The following is a 17,583-nucleotide window of genomic DNA, read 5'->3' on the forward strand; positions in this document are numbered from 1 at the left end:
ACACCCATGTTCCAACTTTCGCCAAATATTGACCTTTTGTTCGCCGAATCAGACGAAAGCGCCGCGGGCCGGGTCCGTGCCGCCGCTGCCGCCGGCTTCGACGCCGTCGAGATGTGGGGCCCGACGGGCAAGGACATTCCGGCCCTCAAGGACGCACTCGAGGAAACCGGAGTCCAGCTCACTGCCCAGCTCGCGGAACCGCGCATGCAGTTCATGATCCCGCCCCGAAACCACGAGCCTTTCTACGAGGGGCTGGACGCCGGCGTGGCGGTAGCGCAGCAGCTCGGCTGCCCACGCATCGTGGTGGGCAGCGGCACCGGCTTCGGCGGGCGCAAGCGGCAGGACCAGCTTGACGAGCTGATCGAGATCTTCACCCGTGGCGTCGCGCACATCGAGGGCTCCGGCATCACCCTGGTCCTCGAGCCGGTGAACATCCGGGTTGACCACCCCGGGGCGCTGCTGGACCGGACCGCGGAAGCCGTCTATGTCGCCCGCGGCGTGAATTCCCCGAACTTTGGCGTCCTCTACGACCTGTACCACTCCACCGTCGAAGGCGAGGACGTGGCCGCCGAACTCGCCAACGCCGGCAGCCTCATCAAGTACGTGCAGATCGCCGACGCCCCGGGCCGCGGGGAGCCGGGTTCAGGATCCATCGACTGGCCCGCCCGGCTCGCAGACCTGCAGAACAGCGGCTACTCCGGCCCCATCGGGCTCGAGTACTACCCGACTATTGACTCGGCAAAGTCCGTGCGCCGCATCCAGGAACTGGTGGCGGGGCGATGAGCAGCCGCCGGCACCCCGACACCGTCGACGTCGCCATCGTTGGCAGCGGACCGACGGCATCAACGTACGCGCGAATCCTCAGCGAGGAGGCGCCCGGCGCCACCATCGCCATGTTCGAAGTGGGTCCCACGGTCAGCAGCCCGCCCGGGGCGCACGTGAAGAACATCGGGGACGCTAAACGCCGCAGCCTTGCCCAGCGGGCATCGGAAGGCCCCGGAGCCGGCGCGGAAACGGTGAATTCACCCGGCGCCGTCAAAAGCGGGGAGCGCCGCGCCCGGCCCGGGACCTACCTGCTGCCGGACGGCTACGCGTTCCCCGGAGAAGACGGGATGCCAGTCGCCGCCATGTCGAGCAACGTGGGCGGCATGGCTGCCCACTGGACCGCCGCCTGCCCCCGCCCGGGCGGGCAGGAGCGCATCGCATTCCTGCCGGACCTGGAGCAGCTTCTCGAGGACGCCGACCGCCTGCTGGGCGTGACCACCCATGCCTTTGACGGCGCCCCGTTCTCGGACCTCGTCCGCGGACGCCTTGCGGCCGTTGTGGATGAGGGCCGGGGCCGGGCCCAACGCGTCCAGCCCATGCCGCTCGCCGTGCACCGCCGGAAGGACGGCGGCCTTGTCTGGTCAGGCTCCGACGTCGTCATGGGGGACGTGACCCGGGATAACCGGCAGTTTGAACTTTTCGACGAGTCGCTGGTGACCCGCGTGCTCGTCGATGACGACGGCAGGGCCGGCGGCATTGAAGTCCAGGACCGGCGCAGCGGAGAGAGCCATCAGGTGGCCGCCCGCTACGTTGTGGTGGGCGCGGATGCCCTGCGCACGCCGCAACTTCTGTGGGCTTCCGGAATCAGGCCCTCCGCGCTGGGCCGTTATCTCAACGACCAGGCGCAGGTGGTGTTCGCGAGCAGGCTGCGTGACGTCGAGGCCGAGCATGGCCCGGCGGCTGCGGACGGCACGCTCAGCGAGCAAAGCGGGGTGGCGTGGGTTCCGTACACTGACGACGCACCCTTCCATGGCCAGATCATGCAGCTGGATGCGTCCCCTGTCCCGTTGGCCGAAGATGACCCTATTGTCCCGGGATCGATTGTTGGGCTGGGCCTGTTCTGCGCCAAGGACCTTCAGCGGGAGGACCGGGTGGCGTTCGACGACGACGCCCGCGACTCATACGGAATGCCCGCCATGCGCATCCATTACCGCCTCACGGGTCGCGACCACGAGGTGCTTGAACGTGCCCGGCAGGAAATCGTCCGGCTGGGCAAGGCGGTGGGCGAACCGCTTGACGAGCGCCCCTTCGTCCTCCCGCCGGGGTCTTCGCTCCACTACCAAGGCACAACGCGCATGGGCGCGGCGGACGACGGCGAGAGCGTGTGTTCCCCGGACAGCCAGGTCTGGCAGGTCCCCGGCCTCTTTGTGGCTGGCAACGGCGTGATCCCCACCGCCACGGCGTGCAATCCCACGCTGACGGCGGTAGCGCTCGCGGTGCGCGGTGCGCGGAGGATCGCGGAAGAAGTCACCCGCTCTTTACTTATGTCTGAATCTGACATTAGACTGACTAAATAATGAAGAAGTGGCCCACGCCACTCTGTTCAAGCACAGGCAAGACATGCCGCAGACAAGGAGGTCTCGATGATCGCCGACCGCATTATCGAGCAGGGAACACTCACCACCCAGGACGGCCGAACAGCCGTCGAAGTCCGCATCCCCTGGTACAGGGCCCTGCCGGGTTCGTGCATTGCCGGGGCGGCGTTGAGCATTGACGGCGTCAGCGCACCGGAGGGCTCGCTGCGCTGGACCATGAACAACCGCACCTTCAGCTTCGAGGAACTCGTGGACGAGACCGGCGAATGGTGGTTTCCCTTGGACTCGGCCGTTCTTTCGGGCGACGTTCCCGTAGCGGATCAGCAGGCTGAGCACGAGGTCCGGGTCGACCTGAAGCTCTATATCCCGTACATCATCACCGACCACGGCGTGCTGCACATCGAAGAGCACGACACCAGGACCATGAAGGTGGCACAGCGATGACCAGCCTCGGCACGCCGATCCAGGGCGTCACCCTTTACAGCTTCACCCGGGCCTCCCACGCCCGGCAGTACGACCTCGATGGCCTGATCCGCAAAGTGGCGGCCGAAGGCTTCGGCCCCGGCCTTGAGGTCATCGGATTCTCCAGCCTGCGGGGCTTCCCGGACCGGATTGATGACACCTTCGTTGGGCAGTTCCGTGACCTGGTTGCCGAGGTTGACCTGGTGCCCACCTCGCTCGCAGTTAACGTTGACACGGGCATCCGCCGTGACCGGCTCATGAACCACGACGAGCTGGTCGAGTACATGCGCAAGCAGATCGAAGTGGCCGCCCGGCTCGGCTTCCCGATCGCCCGGGTACAGATCTCGCTGACTCCCGACGCGATGGAAAGCCTGCTTCCCGTGGCGGAGCAGTACGGGGTCACCCTGGCCCTGGAAGTCCACGCGGACCAGCACGGCGCCCATGAACGTGTCCTGGCCCTGCGCGACCGCTATGAAAAACTCAATTCCCCGCTGTTGGGCTTCACCGCCGACTGGGGCGCCACGGTCACGGGCTTTGCTCCTTCCCTGCTGGAGGCCTACCGCCGCCGCGGTGCTTCCGAGGAGCTTCTCCGGCAGGTGGTGGAGATGTGGAACGGTTTCCATGCCGAAGGACCGCCCAACACACAAAAGGTCCATGGTGAGCGCTTCGGGGCTTTCATTGGCTTGGCAGCGCGCAACGGCCGGCCGGACCTTGGGATCGACTTCGCCATCAACGGAACAGGTCTCTTCGGTCCGGCGTCGCTGGACACGTGGCTGGAAATCATGCCGTGGGTACGCCACGTGCACGGCAAGTTTTTTGGCATCGACGAGAACGGCGAAGAGCCCTCGGTACCGGTACGTGACCTGGTCCGGCAGCTCGTCGAGAACGGCTACTCCGGTGCAATCTCCAGCGAATACGAAGGCTGGCACTGGAACAACTGGCAGGACCCGTTCGACATAATCCGCGGCGAGCAGGCCGTCCAGCGTTCGGCCGCGGCCAACGCCGGTTCGTCCATGATCACCGACGCCTCCGAGGCGCGCCGCATCCTCAAAAGCCATCTCGCCCAGCCCGTCCGCGGCTGACAACGAAGGAACTAAAAGACATGTCAGAAGGCATCGCAGGCTCGGGTATCGAGCTAGGCATTACCCTCTATTCACTCACCTCCGAGTTCGCCGCCGGGCTTTACACGCCCGAGACGCTGATCAAGGCTGTTGCCGACGAAGGCCTCGGCCCCGGCGTCGAATTCAACATCGCGCAGATGCTGCGCACCTACCCCGACGTGGACGATGACTTCATCCGCCTCTGGCGCGACAGCATGGACCGCTACGGCCTGACACCCAGCGCCGTCGGCACCAACCTGGACATGGGCCGCCGCAAGGACCGGGACATGACGCCGGACGAGGAGTACGACTTCTTCGCCGCGCAACTGCGCACCGCCAACAAGCTCGGATTCCACCGCGTGGTAATCCGCTCCGCCGGCAAGGAACTACTCCGCCGGCTGCTTCCCCTGGCCGAGAAGTACGACCAGAAGCTCGGCTACGAAATCCACGCGCCGCAGGGCCCGAACGACCCCAAGATCCTGCAGATCCGGGAAATGTACGAGGAACTGGGAAGCGACCGGCTCGGTTTCACCGCAGACTTCAGCTCCACGATGCACAGCCTTTCCCCGACCCTGTTCCGCACCCTGACGCAGATGGGACTGCCCGAGGAGCACTTCGCCGTCATGCAGGACATCTGGCGCAAACCATTGCCCATGCACGAACGCAACCAGGAGTTCGAGGACTACCTCAACGCCAACAACTTCGATCCAGCACGCCTCGGCCCGTTCACCCGGCTGGCCTTCAACATGCACGGCCTGGTTCCACCGGAGGAATGGCTGGACATCATGCCGCAGATCTTCCACGTCCACGCGAAGTTCTACGACATTGACGAGAACGGCAATGAACCTGCGATGGACATTGCCCGGATTGTGCACCAGTTCGTTAGAGGCGGCTACCAGGGATACCTCTCCAGCGAGTGGGAGGGGCACGCGTTCGCGGATCTCGGCGAATCCGATCCGATCGACCTCGTCAAGAAGCAGCACGCGCTGATGCGGCGTGCCATTGAAGCGGCCGTTGACCCTAATGCACCCGACTCCCACGCGACCTTGGTCGAGACTGTTAAGTAAGGAAAGCCATGGCAACTCACAATTCCCTGTTCCAGGACACCAACGTCCGCAGGCACCCCGAGGGCATCGCCGTGTCGGTGCAGCTGCCCTGGTACCGCAGCCTCTGGCTGTCGGCCGTCGACGACGTCGTCGCAACAGTCAACGGCGTGGAGATTCCCCAAGCGTCCCTCCGCTTCGAATTGCAGGGAAAGTCCTATTCCATAGCTGAGCTTCCGGAGCAATGGGAAACCCTGTGGTTCGTCGCAGACAAGCCCGATGTCATCATCCCGCTGGACCGCGTCCCCGACGCCGGCGAGGAGATCGACGTCGAAGTCATCCTCACGCTCCGCCTGCTCTACATGCAGATCGCACCCATGCGCTACGTGGGCAACCGCGTGGCGGTCGAGCGCAAGGTAGTGCTCGCATGAGCACCCTGCGTGTGGCCATGATCGGCTATGGCTTCATGGGCGCCGCCCACTCCCAGGGCTGGCGCACGGCACCGCGGGTGTTCGACCTGCCGGCCGAGCCGGAAATGGCGGTCGTTGTGGGCCGGAACGCCGAAGCGGTGGCCGCCGCCGCCCAAAAGTGGGGCTGGGCAGAATCAGCCACAGACTGGCGGGAAGTGATCGCGCGGGACGATATCGACGTCGTCGACATCGTCACGCCCGGTGACTCCCACGCCGAAATCGCGATCGCGGCGCTTGAGGCCGGGAAGCACGTCCTGTGCGAAAAGCCCCTGGCCAACACGGTGGCGGAGGCCGAAGCGATGGCCGCGGCTGCCGAGCGCGCGGCAGCCCGGGGCGTCCGGGCCATGGTGGGCTTCACCTACCGCCGTGTTCCGGCCGTCACATTCCTCCGCAACCTCATCGCCGAAGGCGCAGTGGGGACGATCAACCACGTGCGCGCCTCCTACCGGCAGGACTGGCTCGTGGACCCCGAAATGCCGCTGGCCTGGCGTCTGCAGAAGGAACACGCCGGTTCCGGGGCGCTGGGGGACATCGGTGCCCATGCCATTGACCTGGCCCAGTTTGTCACCGGGCTAAACCTGGCGAAGGTGTCCGGCGTCATCGACACCATCGTGAAGGAGCGGCCTCTCCTGAACTCAAGTTCCGGGCTGTCCGGCACTGCCGGGACCGGCTACGGCCAGGTGACCGTGGACGATATCGCCATCTTCACCGGCCGCTTCGAAACCGGGGCGCTGGCGTCGTTTGAAGCCTCACGCTTTGCCACCGGCCGCAAGAACGCGCTGGAGATCGAGGTTTCGGGCGACAAGGGCGCCCTGGCCTTCGACCTTGAGGACCTTAACAGCGTCCGGTTCTACGACCGCACCGCACCCGCGGACCGCCAGGGCTTCAGGAAGATCCTCGTCACGGAAGCGGACCACCCCTACGTTTCGGCGTGGTGGCCCGCGGGTCACATGCTCGGTTACGAGCACGGCTTCTCCCACCAGGTCAAGGACCTCGTGGAGGGCATCGTGGGCGGCACAAACCCGCACCCGTCGTTCGCTGACGGGCTGAGGGTGCAGCGAGTGCTCGACGCCGTCGAGCGCAGTTCCGACAATGATTCCGCCTGGACACGCGTCGCTGCCGGCGTTCCCGTGCTGGCCGGCTGAGGAGGGGGGAACAGATGGCTCGACCAATCACAATGTTTACCGGCCAGTGGGCCGACCTGCCGTTCGAGGAGGTCGCCCGGCTCGCCGGCGAGTGGGGCTACGACGGCCTGGAGATCGCCTGCTGGGGTGACCACCTGGATCCTTGGCGCTGGGATGACGACGCCTACGTGCAGGGCAAGCTGGACATCCTTGAACGCCACGGACTCAACGTGTGGACCATCTCCAACCACCTCAAGGGCCAGGCAGTCTGTGACGACCCCATCGATGAACGGCACCGCGGCATCCTGCCTGACGTTGTGTGGGGCGACGGCGAGCCCGAAGGGGTCCGCCGCCGTGCCGCCGAGGAACTGAAGAACACCGCACGGCTCGCCGCCAAGCTCGGCGTGAAGACGGTAACCGGTTTCACGGGATCATCCATCTGGAAGTACGTGGCAATGTTCCCGCCCGCCTCCGAAAAGATGGTCGACGCCGGCTACCAGGACTTTGCGGACCGGTGGAACCCCATCCTGGACGTCTTCGACGAGTGCGGCGTCCGGTTCGCCCACGAGGTGCACCCGTCCGAGATCGCGTACGACTACTGGACAACGCAGCGCACCCTGGAGGCGATCGGACACCGCGAGGCCTTTGGCCTGAACTGGGACCCCAGCCACATGGTGTGGCAGGACATCGACCCGGTGGGGTTCCTGTGGGACTTCAAGGACCGCATCTACCACGTGCACTGCAAGGACACGAAGAAGCGGCTGGCCAACGGCCGCAACGGGCGCCTCTCATCCCACCTGCCCTGGGCTGATCCGCGCCGCGGCTGGGACTTCATCTCCACAGGCCACGGCGACGTGCCATGGGAGGATGCGTTCCGGATGCTGAACGCCATCGACTACCGGGGCCCGCTGTCCGTGGAGTGGGAGGACGCCGGCATGGACCGGCTGGATGGTGCCCCCGAGGCGCTTGCGTTCGTCCGCCGGCTCTCCGGCTATGAACCGTCCGCAGCGGCCTTCGACGCCGCTTTCAGCACCAAGTAGCACACACCAGAACGGCCGGTCCCAGGTACTTCGGGGGCTGGCCGTTCCGCTGTTCAGTTGTAGTTTTGAGCTTTGATCAGACCGCAGCCCTGCCGGTCGGCGCTGACCCCGCCAGGCAAGTCTCCGCCAGTGCCAAATGCCTGCGCGTCATCTCCGTCGGGTCATCCTGCAGCCACTCGTGGCCACCCCATTCGCTGGTCAGCGTGCCGGTGAAACCTTTCCTGCCGAGCAGGCTGCCAAGGTCCCGCAACGGCCGCGAAACCCGGCCGCCGTCGTCGTCCAGGTCCCAGAACTTCAAATGGAAGGCACCCACCAAGGGGAGGATGCCCTGAAGGTCTGCGGCATCGCTGCGGCCGAACCGGATGAGCAAGTTCATGAAGAGGGTATGGATGTGCGGCGGAACCTTCCCTGAGCGGAGCAGGCCCGTGACGGCGTCGAGCGTGGCTGGGTCCCGCCAGTCATTCTCCAGGCGCACCAGAAGTTCCGCGGAGACGCCTCCGCGCCGCAGCTCTTCAAGGTAGGTCACGGGAAGGGCAGGCATCAGCATGCTGATATCCACGAGCACGCGCACATGGTCATCTGCCAGCCCGGCTATTGCATCCAGGGCTGGAGCCACGGAAGGGTTCCGTGGCGACTGCTCCCCCTGGATCTCTTCATACAGCACCAGGTCGAGCTCATGCAGCAGCGGTTGCAGCAGCGTCAGCAGTTCCGTGCCCGCCTGTCCGACCGGCAACCGGACTCCGCTCGCGCCCACCCGGCGGGCGGCGTGGAGTTGGGGGACCAGGAAGTCCAGACGTTCCTGAAGCGAACGGCGTTCGGTTGGCGATGTGAAGTCGTCCAGGCTGGCACCAACGATGCTGACGCGTGCCCCTCTAGCGGCCAGCGAATCCCGCAGTTCGTCCACCTCAGCGTCCTGCGGAGCGGGGAAGGTCCGCCACAGCAGTCCAGGCTCGAGCTCTATTGTCTTCACCGCGGAGTCTGCGATGCCAGTGACAATGTCTTGGGCCGTTCGCCGTGCTGCCGTGATCTCGGGGGCCCAGTTGAAGGAGCTGGCGCAGAGGGTCCAGTCGTCTGGAATTTCGGGGGCCATAGAGTGCCTTCCCATTTATGCTTATGAATGACAAACTAATGTCACTTTTAGGATAAAGGATGGAAGTCATGTTGCAAACCGCCTTGCGCGAAGATGCGCTGACGGCCACCCCGGGGGGCTTTGAGCTTCGCGTGGGTCTTCCCTGGATCCGCTCGATGCCCTTGTCCAGCTTGGGCGGCTTTGCAGTTGAGATCGACGGCGTCCGGGTGCCGCCCGGGGAGTTGGCGGTAGTGCTGGGGGCCCGCAGTGTGCCGGCAGATTCGCTGCAGGCCGAGTCCGGCTGGTGGTTCGTGCAGGACAGGCTGGTCCTGGCCGGCAAACGCGAACTTCGCGGCGGTGCACACGCCGTGGCTGTCGGCTTCCAGCTCCTGGTGCCTTACCTGCGGGCAGGTCCCGGCTCGCCGTTGCTCCTGCCGTTCCGCTTGGAGGCCCTGCTGGATCCTGACCGGGTGCCGGTGCCCAGCGTGTCCCGCGACGTGGCCTGAGGGGGCCGGGGGCGCTATCCCGTCATGCCGGTACCCTACGCCGGAATTTTACGCCGGAACGGCGGCTCGTTCAGGGGACGGCCGGCCCTCCGCGAACCAGCGGGGGAAAGTGACGTCGAACAGCTGCTCGCGGGCCAGTTCAGCTCCGCCGCGCAGCGGTTCGCGCTCATCGTTTACCGAGAGCGTGATGGTTAGGTCGCGGGTGGCGAGCGGCAGTGACAGTTCATAGACCCGCTGGCGCACCTCGGCCAGGAACACTTCACCGGCGGATGCGATGGCACCGCCGATCACAATGACTCCCGGATTGAACATGTTCACCAGGGCTGAAATGGTCTCGCCTGCCACCCGTGCCGACTTCTGGATGAGGGTGATGGCCAGGGGGTCCCCGTCGTGGGCTGCCAGGGTGATGTCCTCGAGGGTCAGCGCTCCCTTTTTCGCCTTCGGGGCCAGGGAGCTGCCAGCACCTTCCTTGATGGCCTGTTCGGCATCCCGGACGAGGGCCCAGCCGCCGGCAACAGCTTCCAGGCAGCCGATCTTGCCGCAGCGGCATTGTGCGTCGGAATCGGAAACCCGGACGTGTCCGATGTCGCCGGCGGCCCCGTTTGCACCGCGGTGAATCCTGCCCTTGGACAGCAGGCCCGCTCCGACTCCTGAGCCGATCTTGCAGTAGATGAGGTCCACCAGGGCGTCGCGCCGCCGGGCACGTTCGCCGAGGGCAAGCAGGTTGGAGTCGTTATCTACCCATACCGGTGCGTTGAACCGTTCCTCGAATGGTGCGCGGACATCGTAACCGTTCCACCCCGGCATGATCGGAGGCGCCACGGGCTGCCCCGAGGCGAAGTCCACCGGGCCCGGAAGCCCTACCACCACACCCCAGACGGGCACCTCCGCGTCTTTCTTCAGGATGTCGTCAATCAGGGACATCGCCGCGTCGATGGTCTGCTCCGGACCCTGTGCGATATCCCACGTGCGGTGCCTGTGTTCCAGGATGTCGCCGTCGAGGGCCGCTACGCCAACCCTCATATGAGCCGCTCCGAGGGCGCAGATCACGATCCGCCCCCGCTCCGCGCGGAAACGTAGGGTCCGGGGGGCGCGGCCCCCGGATGAGGCTCCGAACTCGCCATCGCCGAGGAAGCCCATCTGGATGGCCTGATCCACGCGCTGACTGACAACGCCCCTGCCCAAGCCGGTGACCTTGCCGATTTCAGGGCGCGTGGTGGCCTCGCCCGTGCGCACCAGGTTGACGATCCGTAGGAGGCTCGTTACTTCATCCGTCTGTGCTCCAAAGCGGAGGGTGGAGTCTGTCGTCATGGCAACAATTCTCACACATTGGAGCGACTAAGGTGCGGCTTGATGTGACTATAGCCAAAACTTTTCCTACTTATGAATAATAAGAACATAAGAAGGGGGGGCAACGATGCCTTGGGGAGTGGGGATTCTTGGAGCAGGGCCGGGCGTCGCGGCCCTTCACCTGCCGGTGCTGGGAGGACTGGCGGAACTATTCACGGTGCAGCACATTGCCGATGCCGGGAGCGGTCGCGCCCGGGGGCTGGCGGAGAGGCTTGGCGCCCGCTGGTCGGAGGGGGACGCGGACCTCCTTGAAGACCCAACGGTGGAGGTGGTGGCCGTCTGCAGTCCGCCTGCGCAACATGCGCGCCAGATTATGGAGGCAGTGGCTGCCGGCAAGCGCGCCATTTTCTGCGAGAAGCCGTTGGCCACCAGCCGGGAGGAAGCCGATGAGGTCATTACTGTGTGCCGGGCCGCCGGCGCCATTCTGGTGGTGGGAACCAACCACCTGTTTGATGCGGCCTGGGGACGCGCGAAGCATCATCTTGTGGCCCTCGAAGGCCGGGTCCAGGCAATCTCCGTGACGCTCGCGCTCCCGCCAAATGACAGGTATCACCGGCTGGTGGTCGAGGGCGGTCCCCTCCCGGCGGCCCGGCGGGGCCGTCCTGACCTGGACGATCCAGCAGTGGCGGCCGGCGTCCTGCGGCAGTTGCTGACGGGCCTCGCGATCCATGACTCTCCAGCCGTCAGGGACATTGCGCCTGGCGTCGACGAAGTGGTGTACGCGAAGGTGGCCAGGCCCATCGGCTACCTGGTGGGGTACCGGGCGGGTGACGTCTTGGTCCAGTTGGCGCTCACCATGCTTCCGGAAGGGCCGGACGCGCTCTGGCGGATGGGCGTCGCCACCTCCCATGACCGTATCGAGGTTAATTTCCCGCCGGCCTTCGTCCATGCCGGAAGCGCGGCCGTCCGCGTCCGAAGCGTGGACGGGCAGTGGACAGAGTACCGGCGGGATCCGGAAGACGGCTATGTGGCGGAGTGGCGCCTGCTTGCGTCGCTCCTTGAGGGTGCAGCCCCGGTGGAGTATGACGAACTGCTGGCCGACTCGCTCCATGCAATTGACCTCGCCGATGCTGTCGTGGCGAAAGTTCTTGAAGGGGTGCCGCAGTGAATCCCGCAGTTCGAGGGTTCGGCGTCTGCACCGCAATGCCTGCCTATGTTGCCGCTATTGCCGAACTTCCCCTGAGCGCAGTGCGCACGGACGACGTCCGTGGCGCGGTGGCCGTGGTGCCTGGATCCGGAAATTGGTGGCAGGGCATGCTGGCCGCCCGGGCGGAAGGAGCGGTGGCTGTGGTGCTTGCGGACCCCGGGGTGCTTCCGCAGGAATCCCTTGCATCCCGACCCTGGCCGGGCGATATCCCACTGATCGCCGAGCGCCCCCGCCTGCGCCCCGACGTTGTTGCTGATGCAGTCCGGGCAAGGCGGGGAAGCCCGGCCCGGATCGTCACCGTCGAGTGTGCGGCTCCCGCTGCAAACTTCGATGCCGTACTCCGGGACGGCTTTGGCTGGGCGCGGTCCCTGACCGGGCGGCCGCTGACTCCACAGGCCTGCAGGGCCACTGCCCACGGCAGGATCGCGCTCCTGGACTCCGCGGGCCCCGACGGCGGATCGGTTCCCGCTACCCTCGTCGGGACACTGGTGGGCGGGACTCACCTCGGAGGGCTGGTCCAGGTGTTGGCCCTCGGTGAGGTGAGGACGGAAATAACCGTGGACCAACCCGCCGGGCTGACGCGCCTGGAGACGTCCACCGCGGGCGGCGCGTTGAGGGCTCCGGAACGCTACGAATCATCAGCCCGCCTTGCGCTCCGCCGGGCTCTTGTTGCCTGCTCCTCGGGCCGGAACGTCACCGACCTGGATGAGCTGCTCGAGGACATGGCCCTCACCTGGGCCTTGAGGGGCACCTGGCGCGAATGATGTCGAATTCGGGCATTCTTTTGTTGTTTTTGGACTAAAGTGAGGTAGCATGGCTAGTGGCGCCGGGGTTCCCTCGGGACCCGTTCTCGTCCGTGATGGTGCGGCCGAGGCACAACACGTCGCGTCGACGGCCCGATCGTTCGGGTAGATCACTATGCCACTTTCGCCTTTGAGACTCCGTCTCCTTGTTATCTCCCTCCTTACGGTCTCTTTCCTCGGAGCCCTTGACCACACTGTGGTGTCCACATCCTTGGCCACCATTGCCGGTGAGTTGGGCGCACTGAAACTGATGAGCTGGGTCGTTGTGGGTTATACCCTCGCCAGCACCGTGCTGCTGCCCGTGCTCGGCAAGCTGGGTGATGTGCTCGGAGCGCGGCGGATCTTCCTCGGTTCGCTGGTCATGTTCCTGGCCGCCTCCCTGGCCTGCGGTTTCGCCCAGGACATGGCATGGCTCATCGCGGCGCGTGTCCTGCAGGGGATGAGCTCCGCGGGCCTGCAGTTGATGTCCCAGACCATCATTGCCCGGGTCACGACGCAGCGGGAACGGCCGCGCTACATGGCCATCATTGGTGCGGCTTTCCCTATCGCGATCCTCGTTGGCCCGGTCCTCGGCGGCGCCATTACCGATTACTGGGGCTGGTCGTGGGTCTTCTGGATCAATATTCCGGTCGGCGCAGCGGCCCTGGGCCTCGCAGTGATCGCTGTTCCGCATCTGGAACCGGGACCCATGCCGCGCCACTTCGACGTCGCCGGGGCGGCTGTTTTCACCACGGCCCTGGTGGCCCTCGTGCTCGCCGTCACGTGGGCTGCTGAACGGAGCGCCGGCCCTGGCACCGCTGCGGCGCTTGCAGTGAGCGTCTTGGGCTTCGTTGCCTTCTTCTTTATTGAGCGGCGGGCTCCCGAACCCATCGTGCCGCTCCACGTCTTCGCGAACCGGACCATTGCGGCAGGCACCGCCTTATCGGCGATCATCGGCGTCGGGCTTTTCTCCATCACGGCCTACCTGCCCACTTACTTCCAGATGGCCTACCAAACCACCGCCACGGTGTCCGGGTTCGTCCCCATCGCAACAGTGTTCGGCATGCTGATCAGCAACCTGCTCACGGGATGGCTGGCCACCCGGACCGGGCGGTACCGCATCTTCCCGATCCTGGGAACCTCTCTGGGAGCGGCCGGACTTTCTGTGATGGCGTTGCTGCCCGCGGGGCTTCCGTTGTGGGTGCCCATGATCGTTATGGGTGTGGTTGGTATGGGCACCGGTGCGTTCATGAGCTTGATCGTCGCAGTGGTCCAGGGGGCCGTTCCGGCCAGCCAGACAGGCACCATCACGGCAACCGTCAACCTGGTGCGGCAGGTGGGCTCAACGGTCGCGACGGCGATCATCGGCGGGGTGATCGGCTTCGGCGTGGCGGCCCTATTGCCAGTAGGTTTTGACGCTTCCACCCTTACCCCGCAACTGGTCCACGGGGCGACGCCCGCCGTCCGGGCCACCATCGCGCAGATCTATAGTGCAGTCTTCACACCCATCTTCATCTCCCTGGCGGCCACCTACGCCGTGGGCATTGTCGCAGCGATCCTGCTCCCGCATGGCCGCCTCTCCGACGAACCGGTTCCCGCCCCCCAAACAACTTCCGAAACACTTTCGGCCTGATTTTTTCGAAGGAGACACCATGTCCAATCCCACTATTGCCATCGTCGGCAGCGGGCCCATCGGTTCCACCTATGCTCGGGTGATCCTCGAGCGGGTCCCTGAAGCCCGGGTGGTGATGTTCGAAGCAGGACCACAGCTGACGAACCTTCCCGGCGAGAGCGTCCGGAACATTGCAGACCCTGGCGAAAAGGCCCGTGCGCGGGAAATGTCGCAGGGACCGCAGGCCGGCGCCTACCGTGAATCGCTCGGCATCCCGGCCGGGACGGTCACCGAGGGAATGTTCACCGCCCGTCAGGGCACCCATCTGCTCGATTTCGGTGGAGCCGGCTCCGCCCACGCTTCCTCTTTTCCCGCAGCGGCTGCGGCCACCAACGTCGGCGGCCAAGGTGCGCACTGGACCTGCGCCACGCCGTCGCCGGCGTTCAGCGAGAAGATTCCGTTCATCGCCAACGAGGAGTGGGATGAGCTGATCGGCCAGGCAAAGGAGCTCCTGCACGTCCACAGTGCCGCGTTCGCCGATTCCACCGTCGGCGAAGCCATTAGGTCACTCCTTGACGAAGAGTTCGGCGCGGAACTGCCGGAGGGGTACGGCGTTGGCACCCTTCCGGTTGCCGGAGACCCGCAACCGGACGGCTCCGTGCGCTGGGCGGGCGCCGACGTCGTCCTCGGTCCGCTCATCGATAAGGACAGTGCGCTCTCAAAGAAGTTTGAACTCCGTGACCTCACCCTGGTCCGCCGCGTGGAGCTGGACGGACACCGGGCTAGCGGGGTCACCGTCCAGGACCTGCGCACGGGCGAGATGTCATTTGTGGCGGCGGACGCCGTTGTCGTGGCGGGGGATGCCTTCCGCTCACCGCAGCTCCTGTGGGCTTCGGGCGTGCGACCGCAGGCGCTCGGCCACTACCTGACCGAGCATCCCGTGGTCATCTCCACGGTGGCGCTGGACGCCGAAAAGATGCGCCGCTTCGCCACGGAGGAGGACCTCGACGCCGAACTGGCCCGGCGCGCATTGAACCCGGCAGACCCTGTTGCGGCAGTGAACCGCATCCCGTTCTCCGAGCCCGAGCACCCTTTCTCGGTCCAGGTGATGTATTCCGAATCGACTCCGTTCCCGATGGAGCCGGGAACCCCCTACTCCGAGAACCGCTGGGGTTACGTCAACATGGGCTACGGCATGCGCAAGCACCCGCGCTACGAGGATGCCGTCACTTTCGACGACAACGAACCGGACTACCGGGGATTCCCCAACATGAGCATCGAGTACGCGCTCACTGAACGGGAAAACGCGGAAATCGCCGAGGCCACCGAGCGGCTGCGGCGTGCCGGCAAGGCCCTTGGCGCCTTCGTTGCCGAGCCCCGCCTCATGCCGAACGGCTCGAGCCTGCACTACCAGGGCACCATGCGCCTGGGTGAAACCGACGACGGCACCTCGGTGGCGGATCCGTGGTCACGTGTGTGGGGCTACGACAACCTGGTGGTGGGCGGAAACGCTCTCATTCCGACGGCAACGGCCATGAATCCCACGCTGATGAGTGTGGCCATCGCCGTCCGCGGCGCCCGGAAGGTTGCCGAAGCGCTTGGATCGGAGGGCGCCTGAGCTGACAGCTCTTGGGAAGCCGGGTGCCACCGACCGCTAAGACGGCCGGACTCGGAGCACAGATAACCTATGGGTATGAAGAACCTGGACCTGAACCTGTTGCCCCAACTGCAGGTCCTGCTGGAGCTGCGCAACGTTTCCCGGGCGGCTGAAAGGCTCCAGCTCAGCCAGCCAGCCACCAGCGCCGCGATGGCCAGGCTCCGGCGCCATTTCGACGACCAACTCCTGGTGCGGAACGGCCGAACCTATGACCTCACGCCCTTCGCGCAGTCCCTGGTTCCGCTGGTTGATGAAGCAATGCTTCACATCCAGCGGGCCACGCGTGTACGGTCCGGGTTCGACCCCGCCACGAGCGAGCGGGAATTCATCATCGCAGCCTCGGACTATGCGGCGGCTCTGATTGTGGGTCCCCTGCGGGGGATCCTGCGCGAGGCTGCACCCGGAGTGTCTGTGGATTTCGTTCCCACAGCCAAGTCCGGGATCCAGGGCCAGATGGCCGACTACTCTAAAATCGACCTTCTCGTCGGGCCCACGGGATACCACATGCAGGGAGCAAGCAAGCAGCTCTTCCGGGACAGCTTCGTGGCTGTGGCTGACACCGGAAATCCCCTGCTCCAGCGGCCCCGGCTCACGCTGGGGGACCTGGCCACCGTTCCCCACGCCGTCGGCTATTTCGGCGAGGGAATCAGCACCCCGGCGGACAAGCTGTTCGAGTCGCGGGGCATCCAGCGCCGCGTGGCGGCTGTGGTGGCCGGATTCCTGTCCCTGCCACTCCTGGTGGAAGGGACAGACCTTGTGGCGCTGGTCCCGGGAATGCTGGCAGCACGGGCCCAGCGCGGTGCGGAAATCGTTGTGCTGGAGTTCACGGACGACGCTGAAGCGTCCCTTGTGGAAGCGATGTACTGGCACCCGTCCCAGACGGAGGACCCTGCCAGCGTCTGGCTGCGTTCCGTGGTCCAGCGGGCCTGTTCGCGGCTGCACGAACTTTTCCCCGTCGCCGCCCACCCGGTGACTATTCGTGCGGCGGATACTACCTAGAGCCAAAGCGCCATTCCCCGTTCGGACCAACCCTGCGAAAGTCGAAGAAACGTACTTTCAGAAGGGACCCCCCATGCCTGTCTCCAGCCAGCGCCTGGCCGGCAAAACCGCCGTCATCACCGGAACGTCCAGCGGCCAAGGCAGGGCGGCGGCGCTGGCCTTCGCGGAGGCAGGGGCCATAGTGATCGGCTGCGACATGGACGACGCCGGCGCCGCAGGCACCGTCCGCCAGGTCACCGCAGCCGGGGGCCGGATGTGCAGCAGCCGGGTAGACCTGACGGACGAGCCCGCTGTGGCGGCATGGGCGCAGGACGTAGCCGCAAACCATGGCCAGATCCACATCCTGTACGCTAACGCGGCGGTCACCCGCTTCGCCCCGGTGGAGCAGCTCACGTTTGCCGACTGGAAGTGGAATGTTGAACACGAGATGGACGTGGTGTTCCTGCCGGTCAAATACTTCTGGCCACAACTGATCCGGGCGCAGAACGCCGCCATCGTGCTGGTGGGATCCACGGCAGGAGTTACCGGTTCCATGACCAACGGCCGGCTGGCCCACACCGCCACGAAAGGAGCCGTGGTGGCCATGACCAGGCAGCTCGCGGCCGAAGGGGCTCCGCATGGACTGCGCGTCAATGCTGTCAGCCCCGGAATGATCCGCACTGCAGCCACCGAGGGCAACCTCCTGGCCGCCGACCACCCCATGCGTTCCATCGCCGGCAGCATCCCGCTGGGCAGGATCGGCTCGCCGGAAGAAGTGGCCAAGTGCGCGCTGTTCCTGGCCTCCGACGAAGCGTCATACGTGACGGGCGCCAACCTGATGGTCGACGGCGGCTGGTCGGCGGTGCTGCCGGGTTAGTTGGCA

Annotated in this window: 17 protein-coding genes; 15 read left to right on the forward strand and 2 right to left on the reverse strand. The window is 65.7% G+C overall.

Annotated elements, in window-relative coordinates; translation table 11 throughout:
* Nucleotides 1-6 precede the first annotated feature (6 nt).
* From ACVWYS_RS01320 to ACVWYS_RS01355, 8 genes are all read left to right on the forward strand, one after another.
* The gene (locus ACVWYS_RS01320; RefSeq protein WP_456509219.1) at nt 7-783 is read left to right on the forward strand and encodes a TIM barrel protein; all 777 of its coding nucleotides are present in this window, start codon (nt 7-9) and stop codon (nt 781-783) included.
* Nucleotides 780-2,342 (forward strand): GMC oxidoreductase, encoded by a 1,563-nt coding sequence (locus ACVWYS_RS01325; protein ID WP_456509220.1) that lies wholly within the window; start codon nt 780-782, stop codon nt 2,340-2,342. Before ACVWYS_RS01320 ends, ACVWYS_RS01325 begins: the two co-directional genes overlap by 4 nt.
* A 66-nt stretch (nt 2,343-2,408) precedes the next feature.
* On the forward strand, nt 2,409-2,804 hold the full coding sequence (locus ACVWYS_RS01330; RefSeq protein WP_456509221.1) for a C-glycoside deglycosidase beta subunit domain-containing protein: 396 nt from the start codon (nt 2,409-2,411) through the stop codon (nt 2,802-2,804).
* Complete coding sequence (locus ACVWYS_RS01335; RefSeq protein WP_456509222.1) at nt 2,801-3,904, forward strand: sugar phosphate isomerase/epimerase family protein; 1,104 nt, start codon at nt 2,801-2,803, stop codon at nt 3,902-3,904. The genes ACVWYS_RS01330 and ACVWYS_RS01335 overlap by 4 nt, the downstream gene beginning before the upstream one ends.
* Before the next feature lie 20 nt (nt 3,905-3,924).
* Nucleotides 3,925-4,989 carry a sugar phosphate isomerase/epimerase family protein gene (locus tag ACVWYS_RS01340; protein WP_456509223.1) on the forward strand — a complete coding sequence of 355 codons (1,065 nt, stop codon included), beginning with the start codon at nt 3,925-3,927 and terminating at the stop codon, nt 4,987-4,989.
* 8 nt (nt 4,990-4,997) lie between these two features.
* Nucleotides 4,998-5,396 (forward strand): C-glycoside deglycosidase beta subunit domain-containing protein, encoded by a 399-nt coding sequence (locus tag ACVWYS_RS01345; protein ID WP_456509224.1) that lies wholly within the window; start codon nt 4,998-5,000, stop codon nt 5,394-5,396.
* Nucleotides 5,393-6,580 carry a Gfo/Idh/MocA family protein gene (locus tag ACVWYS_RS01350; RefSeq protein ID WP_456509225.1) on the forward strand — a complete coding sequence of 396 codons (1,188 nt, stop codon included), beginning with the start codon at nt 5,393-5,395 and terminating at the stop codon, nt 6,578-6,580. The genes ACVWYS_RS01345 and ACVWYS_RS01350 overlap by 4 nt, the downstream gene beginning before the upstream one ends.
* Before the next feature lie 14 nt (nt 6,581-6,594).
* Nucleotides 6,595-7,599, forward strand: coding sequence for a sugar phosphate isomerase/epimerase family protein (locus ACVWYS_RS01355; RefSeq protein ID WP_456509226.1), 1,005 nt, complete (start codon nt 6,595-6,597; stop codon nt 7,597-7,599).
* 76 nt (nt 7,600-7,675) lie between these two features.
* Here ACVWYS_RS01355 and ACVWYS_RS01360 read toward each other — a convergent pair whose 3' ends face one another.
* Complete coding sequence (locus tag ACVWYS_RS01360; protein WP_456509227.1) at nt 7,676-8,689, reverse strand: restriction endonuclease subunit R; 1,014 nt, start codon at nt 8,687-8,689, stop codon at nt 7,676-7,678.
* Between the two features lie 68 nt (nt 8,690-8,757).
* On the opposite strand from ACVWYS_RS01360, the gene ACVWYS_RS01365 reads away from it, so the two are divergent.
* Nucleotides 8,758-9,174 (forward strand): C-glycoside deglycosidase beta subunit domain-containing protein, encoded by a 417-nt coding sequence (locus tag ACVWYS_RS01365; RefSeq protein ID WP_456509228.1) that lies wholly within the window; start codon nt 8,758-8,760, stop codon nt 9,172-9,174.
* Nucleotides 9,175-9,222: 48 nt separating this feature from the next.
* Here ACVWYS_RS01365 and ACVWYS_RS01370 read toward each other — a convergent pair whose 3' ends face one another.
* The gene (locus tag ACVWYS_RS01370) at nt 9,223-10,485 is read right to left on the reverse strand and encodes an ROK family protein (RefSeq protein ID WP_456509229.1); all 1,263 of its coding nucleotides are present in this window, start codon (nt 10,483-10,485) and stop codon (nt 9,223-9,225) included.
* A 106-nt stretch (nt 10,486-10,591) separates the two neighbouring features.
* On the opposite strand from ACVWYS_RS01370, the gene ACVWYS_RS01375 reads away from it, so the two are divergent.
* The 6 genes from ACVWYS_RS01375 (at nt 10,592) to ACVWYS_RS01400 (ending at nt 17,577) form a co-directional block, all read left to right on the forward strand.
* Nucleotides 10,592-11,632: a Gfo/Idh/MocA family protein gene (locus ACVWYS_RS01375; protein WP_456508185.1), complete on the forward strand. Its 1,041-nt coding sequence runs from the start codon at nt 10,592-10,594 to the stop codon at nt 11,630-11,632.
* Nucleotides 11,629-12,435, forward strand: a complete 807-nt coding sequence (locus tag ACVWYS_RS01380; RefSeq protein WP_456508186.1) for a hypothetical protein — start codon at nt 11,629-11,631, stop codon at nt 12,433-12,435. The genes ACVWYS_RS01375 and ACVWYS_RS01380 overlap by 4 nt, the downstream gene beginning before the upstream one ends.
* 154 nt (nt 12,436-12,589) lie before the next feature.
* Nucleotides 12,590-14,086, forward strand: a complete 1,497-nt coding sequence (locus tag ACVWYS_RS01385) for an MFS transporter (RefSeq protein ID WP_456508187.1) — start codon at nt 12,590-12,592, stop codon at nt 14,084-14,086.
* A 19-nt stretch (nt 14,087-14,105) separates the two neighbouring features.
* Entirely contained in the window at nt 14,106-15,683 is a 1,578-nt protein-coding gene (locus tag ACVWYS_RS01390) for a GMC oxidoreductase (protein ID WP_456508188.1), read from the forward strand.
* A 75-nt stretch (nt 15,684-15,758) separates the two neighbouring features.
* Nucleotides 15,759-16,721, forward strand: coding sequence for a LysR family transcriptional regulator (locus ACVWYS_RS01395; protein ID WP_456508189.1), 963 nt, complete (start codon nt 15,759-15,761; stop codon nt 16,719-16,721).
* A gap of 73 nt (nt 16,722-16,794) precedes the next feature.
* Nucleotides 16,795-17,577 carry an SDR family NAD(P)-dependent oxidoreductase gene (locus ACVWYS_RS01400; protein WP_456508190.1) on the forward strand — a complete coding sequence of 261 codons (783 nt, stop codon included), beginning with the start codon at nt 16,795-16,797 and terminating at the stop codon, nt 17,575-17,577.
* Nucleotides 17,578-17,583 lie beyond the last annotated feature (6 nt).

This window comes from Arthrobacter sp. TE12231 (assembly GCF_054062895.1).